The organism is Neisseria sp. P0021.S005, from assembly GCF_051956955.1.
In genome coordinates this window covers 1-691 of the sequence record NZ_JBQCWY010000842.1, presented here as the reverse complement: position 1 = coordinate 691, position 691 = coordinate 1, and the positions used below count along the sequence as shown (strand labels likewise).

Below are 691 nucleotides of genomic sequence, written 5' to 3'. Positions count from 1 at the left end.
GAACCCACCCCAACCAAACCCAAACCCCCACAAAACAAACACACCAACCCAACAACCAACCAACCAACCCCACACCCAAAACAAACAAACACCAAAAAAACCAACACCCCAAACAACAACCCCCACAACACCCCCACACACACCACCAAACAAAAAAACAACAAACCACACCCACAAACACAAACAACACCACACAACAAACCAACCCACCCCCCAACACAAACCAAAAACGACAAACCACCCGAAAACCAACACCCCAAACAACCCCGACACCACAACGCAAAACAACCCGTTCACCCAACCCAACCCCCAAACACACACAAAACACCAAAAACAACAACAACCCCCCCAAAAACAACACAACACCCAACAACACAACAACAACACACAAAACCAACAACACCCCCAACACACAAACACACAAAACAACCAACAACACCAACCAAAAAAAAACCAAACACCCACACCAACCCAACAACACCGCAACCACCACCAAACAACAAAAAAAAAACAAACACACACCAAAAACCAACAACCAACCCAAAAACAACAAAAAAACGACCAACCCCCACACCACCACCCCCCCCACCCACCACACAAACAACCAACCCCCACCCCCCACACACACCCAACACCACCAACAAACAAAAAAACGCAAACCCCAACAACCACCACACCACCAAAAAAAAAA

At 47.2% G+C, this 691-nt stretch carries 1 protein-coding gene; it reads right to left on the bottom strand.

Annotated elements, in window-relative coordinates; all coding sequences use genetic code 11:
* The coding region (locus tag ACTHUE_RS19720) for a hypothetical protein (RefSeq protein WP_440424245.1) at nt 1-691 on the bottom strand (691 nt) is incomplete at both ends.